The organism is Pseudonocardia sp. SID8383 (assembly GCF_009864975.1).
GTDB classification, from domain to species: Bacteria; Actinomycetota; Actinomycetes; order Mycobacteriales; family Pseudonocardiaceae; genus Pseudonocardia; species Pseudonocardia alni.
The window spans coordinates 1-6,252 of record NZ_WWFY01000379.1; the positions used below are offsets into that span (position 1 = coordinate 1).

Here is a 6,252-nt window from a genome sequence, read left to right on the forward strand (position 1 = left end):
CCGGTGCGGGTCCAGCGACAGCACCCGGGCCCGGGTCCCGAGCTCCTCCTGCACCTGCGCGACGGTCGAGCCGGGCAGCGCGCACACCGCGCACAGGTCCTGGGTGAGGATCAGCTCCGGGTCGGCGGCGCCGAGCCGGGCGCGGTGGACCTCGTACAGCGGCAGCCCGGCCGCGGCCCGCTCGCGGACGACGGCGTCGATCTCCCCCGGCGACGCGGCGGGCGGCAGCGCGGAGCCGACGACCACCGGCACCCGGTCCCGGACGCCCACCGGGTCGTCGCACTCGAAGGTGACGCCGACCAGGTCGGCGGCCAGGCCGAGCCGCCCGGCGATCTCGGTCCCGGCAGGGAGCAACGACGCGATCCGCACACCGCGGAACGGTAGGCGGTGGCGTGGGCCGCGGCGAGGAGGAAGGATCGCGGCATGACCGTGCACGAGCGCGCCGGGACCCCGGCCCGCCCCGAGGACCTCGTCGACGTCGACGCGCTGCTGGCCGCGTACGCCGCGACCCACCCCGACCCGTCGGTCGACGTGCAACGGGTCGCGTTCGGCACGTCGGGGCACCGCGGGTCGGCGTTCACCGCCACCTTCAACGACGACCACATCGCCGCCACCAGCCAGGCGATCGTCGAGTACCGGGCCGCGCAGGGCACCGACGGCCCGCTGTTCCTCGGGCGCGACAGCCACGCGCTGTCCGAGCCGGCCTGGCGCACCGCGGCCGAGGTGTTCGCCGCCAACGGCGTCGACGTCGTCGTCGACTCCCGGGACGGGCTGACCCCGACCCCGGCGATCTCGCACGCGATCCTCGTGACCAACGCCGGGCGCGACGTCCGGCACCTCGCCGACGGCGTGGTCGTCACCCCGTCGCACAACCCGCCCGCCGACGGTGGCTTCAAGTACAACCCGCCGGACGGCGGCCCCGCCGGCACCGAGGCGACGTCCTGGATCGCCGACCGGGCCAACCAGCTGCTCGAGAGCGGGCTCACGGAGGTGCGCCGCGCCCGGTTCGACGCCGCCGCCGCGCACCGCTACGACTACCTCGGCACCTACGTCGACCAGCTCGACCAGGTGCTCGACATGGCCGCGGTCCGCGACGCCGGCGTCACCATCGGCGCGGACCCGCTCGGCGGGGCCTCGGTCGACTACTGGGGCGTGATCGCGCAGCGCTGGGGCCTGGACCTGACCGTGGTGAACCCCGACGTCGACCCGGCCTTCGGGTTCATGACCCTGGACTGGGACGGGAAGATCCGGATGGACTGCAGCTCGCCGTACGCGATGGCGTCGCTGCGCGCCCGGATGGAGGCCGACCCGGCCCCCTTCACCATCGCCACCGGCAACGACGCCGACGCCGACCGGCACGGCATCGTCACCGCCGACGGCGGCCTCATGAACCCGAACCACTACCTCGCCGTCGCGATCGGTTACCTGTTCGCCCACCGCCCCGGCTGGCCGGCGGCCGCCGGGATCGGCAAGACCGCGGTCAGCTCGTCGATGATCGACCGGGTCGCCGGTGACCTCGGCCGCAGGCTGGTCGAGGTGCCCGTCGGGTTCAAGTGGTTCGTTCCCGGCCTGCGCTCGGGGGAGATCGGCTTCGGCGGCGAGGAGAGCGCGGGCGCGTCGTTCCTGCGCCGCGACGGCTCGCCCTGGAGCACCGACAAGGACGGCCTGCTGCTCGCCCTGCTGGCCTCGGAGATCACCGCGGTCACCGGGTCGACCCCCAGCGAGCACTACGCCCGGCTCACCGAGCGGTTCGGCGCCCCCGCCTACGCCCGCACCGACGTCGCCTGTTCCCGGGAGGACAAGGCGGCGCTGTCGAAGCTGGACGCCGACGCCGTCACCGCCACCGAGCTCGCCGGGGACGCGATCACCGCGAAGCTCACCCGCGCCCCGGGCAACGACGCCGCGATCGGCGGGCTGAAGGTCGTCACCGACGCCGGGTGGTTCGCCGCCCGCCCGTCGGGCACCGAGGACGTGTACAAGGTCTACGCCGAGAGCTTCCGCGGGCCGGAGCACCTGACGCGCGTCCAGGACGAGGCGCGCGGCGTGGTCGCGGCGGCCCTGGAAGGATCGGGGGCGTGAGCAGCACGCACGCACTCGGGTTCGGTATCGACATCGGCGGCTCCGGCATCAAGGGCGCCCCGGTGGACCTGCACAAGGGCCGGCTGGCCGCGGACCGGGTGCGGATCCCGACGCCGCAGCCGTCCACCCCGGAGGCGGTCGCCGAGACCGTCACGCAGATCCTCGACGAGTTCGACTGGCGGGACTCCTTCGGCTGCACGTTCCCGGCCGTCGTCCAGCACGGCGTGACCCGCACCGCGGCCAACGTGGACCGGGCCTGGATCGACTGCGACGCCGCCGCGGTCCTGCGCCGGGTCACCGGCCGGGACGCGCTGCTGGTCAACGACGCCGACGCCGCCGGCGTCGCCGAGGCCGGGTTCGGCGCGGCCGCCGACCACCATCACGGGCTCGTGCTCGTCGTGACCCTCGGGACCGGCATCGGGTCGGCGCTGGTCAACCACGGGAAGCTGGTGCCCAACACCGAGTTCGGGCACCTGGAGATCGACGGGTTCGACGCCGAGTCACGCGCCGCGGACTCCGCCCGCGAGCGCGAGGACCTGGACTGGGAGGAGTGGGGCGGGCGGCTGCAGCGCTACTTCACCCACGTCGAGAACCTGCTGTGGCCGGACCTGATCGTGGTCGGCGGCGGGGTGAGCAAGAAGTTCGAGAAGTGGTCGCCCTACGTGCGGACCCGCACCGAGCTCGTCCCGGCCGGGCTGCTCAACGAGGCCGGGATCATCGGGGCAGCGCTGCTGGCGCACGGCTGACCGGGTCCCCCGGCGCCGGCGCGGCGGCCGCTCCGGTTCCCGCGCCTTCTCCTGTGACACGCGTCCTCCGTCCGGGCTTGCATCATGCAATAGTTTGCGGTGCTCACGAATGTACGAGCACACTGCAGTGACTGCACGACTGCACTCCCCGCACGTTCCGAGGGTGCGAGCCGCGCCGGGACCAGCGGGAGAGGTGGGACGGGCATGATCGGCGAGATGCTGACCGACCAGGAGGCGCACTGCCACGGGCTGCGGGAGCGCAAGAAGGTGCGGACCCGCCAGGCGCTGCGCGCCGCGGCCCTGGAACGCGCGCGCACCCAGGGCCCGGACGCGTTCACCGTCGAGGAGATCTGCGCCGACGTCGACGTCGCGCCGCGCACGTTCTTCAACCACTTCCCGTCGAAGGACGCGGTGCTGTTCGACTGGGACACCACCTCCCTCGACGAGCTCGCCGCCGAGGTCCGCGCCCGGACCGAGGTCTCCCCGCTCGGGGCGGCGACGGCGGTGCTCGCCGAGGTCACCGTGGCACTGACGACCAGCCCGACCTGGCACGGGCAGATGGAGCTGCTGCGCGCCCACCCCGAGCTGCACCCGCGGATCGCCCACGTCGGGCGGACCGTGGAGCAGACCGTCGCGCAGGCGCTCGCCGAGCGCGACGGCGCCGACACCCCCGCGAGGAACCACCGGCTCGCCGCGGCCGGTGCGATGGCGGTGATGCAGGTCGCCGTCGCCGGCTGGCTGGCCGACCCGGCGGGCCCGCCGGCCCGCCGGGTCTACGGCGACGTGCTGGCGGCCACCCGAGAGGCCTTCGCGGCCCTGCCGGACTGAGCGCGCCCGGACTCAGGTGAGCGGCGGACCGTAGGTCAGCCGGACCACGCCGTTCTCGTAGGCCTCGGACTCGCGCAGCCGCAGCGGCACCCGCGCGCCCTCGGCGAACAGCCGCAGCCCGGCCCCGAGCGACACCGGATAGACGAACAGGTTGAGCGTGTCGACCAGGCCGTCGGCGAGCAGCGCACGGACCAGGGTGACGCTGCCGGAGACGTAGATGCCGCCGTCGGTCGCGTCCTTGAGCTGCCGGATCCGCGCCGGGTCGTACGGGCCGAGCACCCGGGAGTTCTCCCACTCCAACGGGTCGGCCAGGGTGGACGTGACGACGTGCTTGGGCGCGCCGTTGAAGAACGCGCCGCCGGACTCGACGTCGTGCCCGCGGGCCGACCATGCCGGGTGGAACATCTCGTAGGTGTTCCGACCGAGCAGGATCGCCGCGTCGGTCAGCCGGCCGATCGCCTCCCCCATCGCGTCGGTGAAGCCGTACTCCGCCGTCCAGGACGGGTCGGAGACGACCCCGTCGAGGCTGATGAACTCGTGCACGTCGATCGTGCCCACTGTGGTCTCCCGGGGTCGAGGCGAGGGGTCATCGGCTACGACCGCAGACGTGTGGGGAACTCATCGGTTCCCCCTGCCGGTCACGCGAGGTCGGCGACGGTCGCCGCGGCGCCGCGGGACCACAGCGACTCCAGCGCCGACCGGAACGCTCCGGCGAACCGCTCGTCGGAGCCGAGGTCGCCGAACACCCCGCGGTGGGACAGGAACGACCCCGGGGTGTCCCGCTCGGCCCGCGCGAGCGCGGTCATCTCCTCCGCCAGGCGGTCCTGCTGGGGGATCTCCCGCCCCTGCTCGTCGGCGCCCTCGGCGTAGCGGCACCATCCGGCGACGACGGCCGCGGCCCGCTCGACCGGCCCGCCCGCGGCGAGCTGCTCGCGCACCACCGGCAGGAGGAAGATCGAGATCCGGTCGGAGCTGCCGTAGTTGATCCGCATCAGGGTGTCGGCGACGCCCGGGTTCGCGAAGCGTTCCAGCAGGGTGTCCTTGTACGCGTCGAGGTCGATGCCGGGCACCGGGCGCAGCGTCGGTGTGGCCTCGTCGTCCATGTAGCCGCGCAGGAACGCCGCGAACGTCGGGTCCTGGGCGACCTCGTGCACGTAGCGGTGCCCGGCGAGGTAGCCGAGGTAGCCCAGCGCCTGGTGGGTGGCGTTGAGCAGGCGCAGCTTCATGAACTCGTAGGGGACGACGTCCTCGACGACCTGGACCCCGACCCGCTCGAACTCCGGGCGGCCCGCGGCGAAGTGGTCCTCGAGCACCCATTGGGTGAACGGCTCGCACACGACCGGCCAGCCGTCGCGCAGCCCGAAGCGCCCGGCGAGGGCCTCGCGGTCGGTGTCGGCGGTGGCCGGGGTGATCCGGTCGACCATCGAGTTCGGGAAGGTGACCGACTCCGCGACCCAGGCGCCCAGCTCGGCGTCACGGAGCTGGGCGACGCCGGTGAACACCCGGCGGGCGACGTCGCCGTTGCCCTGCATGTTGTCGCAGCTCATGACCGTGAGTGGGCCGGTGCCGCGCTCCCGGCGGCGCGCCAGCGCCTCGACGACCAGCCCGAACGCCCCGGTCGGGGCGGAGCCGGCGGCCATCGCGTCGAGGTCGGCGCGGATGCCGGGGAAGTCCGGGTCGAACTCGCCGGTCTTCTGGTCGATCGCGTAGCCGCCCTCGGTGATCGTCAGCGAGACGATCCGGGTGTCGGGGTGCGCGATCCGCTCGATGACGGCCTCGGGGTCGTCGGGGGCGTAGAGGTAGTCGACGAGCGACCCGACGACCCGGGGCGTCAGCGTCCCGTCGGCCTCCTTGAGCACGAGTGTGTACAGCCCGTCCTGGGCGGCGAGCACGTCGCGCATCCGGTCGTCGGCGGCGAGCACACCGACCCCGCAGATCCCCCACCCCGGTGCCCCGCCCGAGGCGAGCAGCGCGTCGACGTACATCGCGAGGTGCGCGCGGTGGAAACCGCCGACGCCGATGTGGACGATCCCGCGGCCGACGGTGGCCCGGTCGTAGCCGGGGACCTCCACGCCCTCGATCCCGTCGGTCCAGATCCCGGTCTCGTCCAGCGAACGCATGGTCCCCCTCGCCACGTCCCCGGCGCCCCTCCGCGCCGTCGGGTGAGAGGCCGACCCTACCGCCCACACCGTCCGACGCAAGCGCTTCCGAGAGCAGCTCCCGCGAACTGGTCGACGCACCGGAAACCTCCGGGAAACACCTCGTGTGCTCGAACGATCCGATTCGATGCTTGCGCTCATCGCAAGTCGCAGCCTACGGTCGCCCGGTGACCGACCCCTGTACCCCCCGGACCGCCGAGGACGCGGTGGCCGGGCGGGTGCGCGCCCTGCTGCAGCGGGACGGCTGGACCCAGCGCCGGTTCGCCGCCGCAGTCGGGCTGGAGGAGACCAAGCTGTCCAAGTCGCTCGCCGGGCGCCGCCGTTTCGCCGCCGACGAACTCGTCCGCATCGCCGACGTCACCGGCGAGACCGTGGCCCGGCTGCTGCACGGCCGCGACGGCGCCCGCGCCCGGACCGCGGTCCCCACCGGGGCCGCCGCC

6 protein-coding genes and 1 pseudogene are annotated in these 6,252 nt (G+C 73.9%); 4 read left to right on the forward strand and 3 right to left on the reverse strand.

Annotated features, from left to right (window positions below):
* Window positions 1-369 (reverse strand): annotated as a pseudogene (locus tag GTW08_RS09260) (cobalamin-binding protein); the annotation flags it as partial.
* A gap of 54 nt (window positions 370-423) precedes the next feature.
* Here GTW08_RS09260 and pgm point away from each other — a divergent pair.
* The 3 genes from pgm (at window position 424) to GTW08_RS09275 (ending at window position 3,653) form a co-directional block, all read left to right on the forward strand.
* Window positions 424-2,079 carry a phosphoglucomutase (alpha-D-glucose-1,6-bisphosphate-dependent) gene (pgm, locus tag GTW08_RS09265; protein ID WP_073574943.1) on the forward strand — a complete coding sequence of 552 codons (1,656 nt, stop codon included), beginning with the start codon at window positions 424-426 and terminating at the stop codon, window positions 2,077-2,079.
* Window positions 2,076-2,825, forward strand: a complete 750-nt coding sequence (locus GTW08_RS09270; RefSeq protein ID WP_073574944.1) for a polyphosphate--glucose phosphotransferase — start codon at window positions 2,076-2,078, stop codon at window positions 2,823-2,825. The genes pgm and GTW08_RS09270 overlap by 4 nt, the downstream gene beginning before the upstream one ends.
* Before the next feature lie 204 nt (window positions 2,826-3,029).
* Window positions 3,030-3,653: a TetR/AcrR family transcriptional regulator gene (locus GTW08_RS09275; RefSeq protein WP_073574945.1), complete on the forward strand. Its 624-nt coding sequence runs from the start codon at window positions 3,030-3,032 to the stop codon at window positions 3,651-3,653.
* 12 nt (window positions 3,654-3,665) lie between these two features.
* Here the strand turns inward: GTW08_RS09275 and GTW08_RS09280 are convergent, their stop codons facing one another.
* Together GTW08_RS09280 and GTW08_RS09285 are read right to left on the reverse strand one after the other, a co-directional pair.
* Window positions 3,666-4,211: a dihydrofolate reductase family protein gene (locus GTW08_RS09280; protein ID WP_062402989.1), complete on the reverse strand. Its 546-nt coding sequence runs from the start codon at window positions 4,209-4,211 to the stop codon at window positions 3,666-3,668.
* Window positions 4,212-4,291: 80 nt separating this feature from the next.
* On the reverse strand, window positions 4,292-5,773 hold the full coding sequence (locus tag GTW08_RS09285) for a mannitol dehydrogenase family protein (protein WP_073574946.1): 1,482 nt from the start codon (window positions 5,771-5,773) through the stop codon (window positions 4,292-4,294).
* Between the two features lie 206 nt (window positions 5,774-5,979).
* Between GTW08_RS09285 and GTW08_RS09290 the strand changes: the two genes are divergently transcribed.
* A partial coding sequence (locus GTW08_RS09290) for a helix-turn-helix domain-containing protein (RefSeq protein ID WP_161151769.1) occupies window positions 5,980-6,252 on the forward strand: 273 nt, incomplete at its 3' end.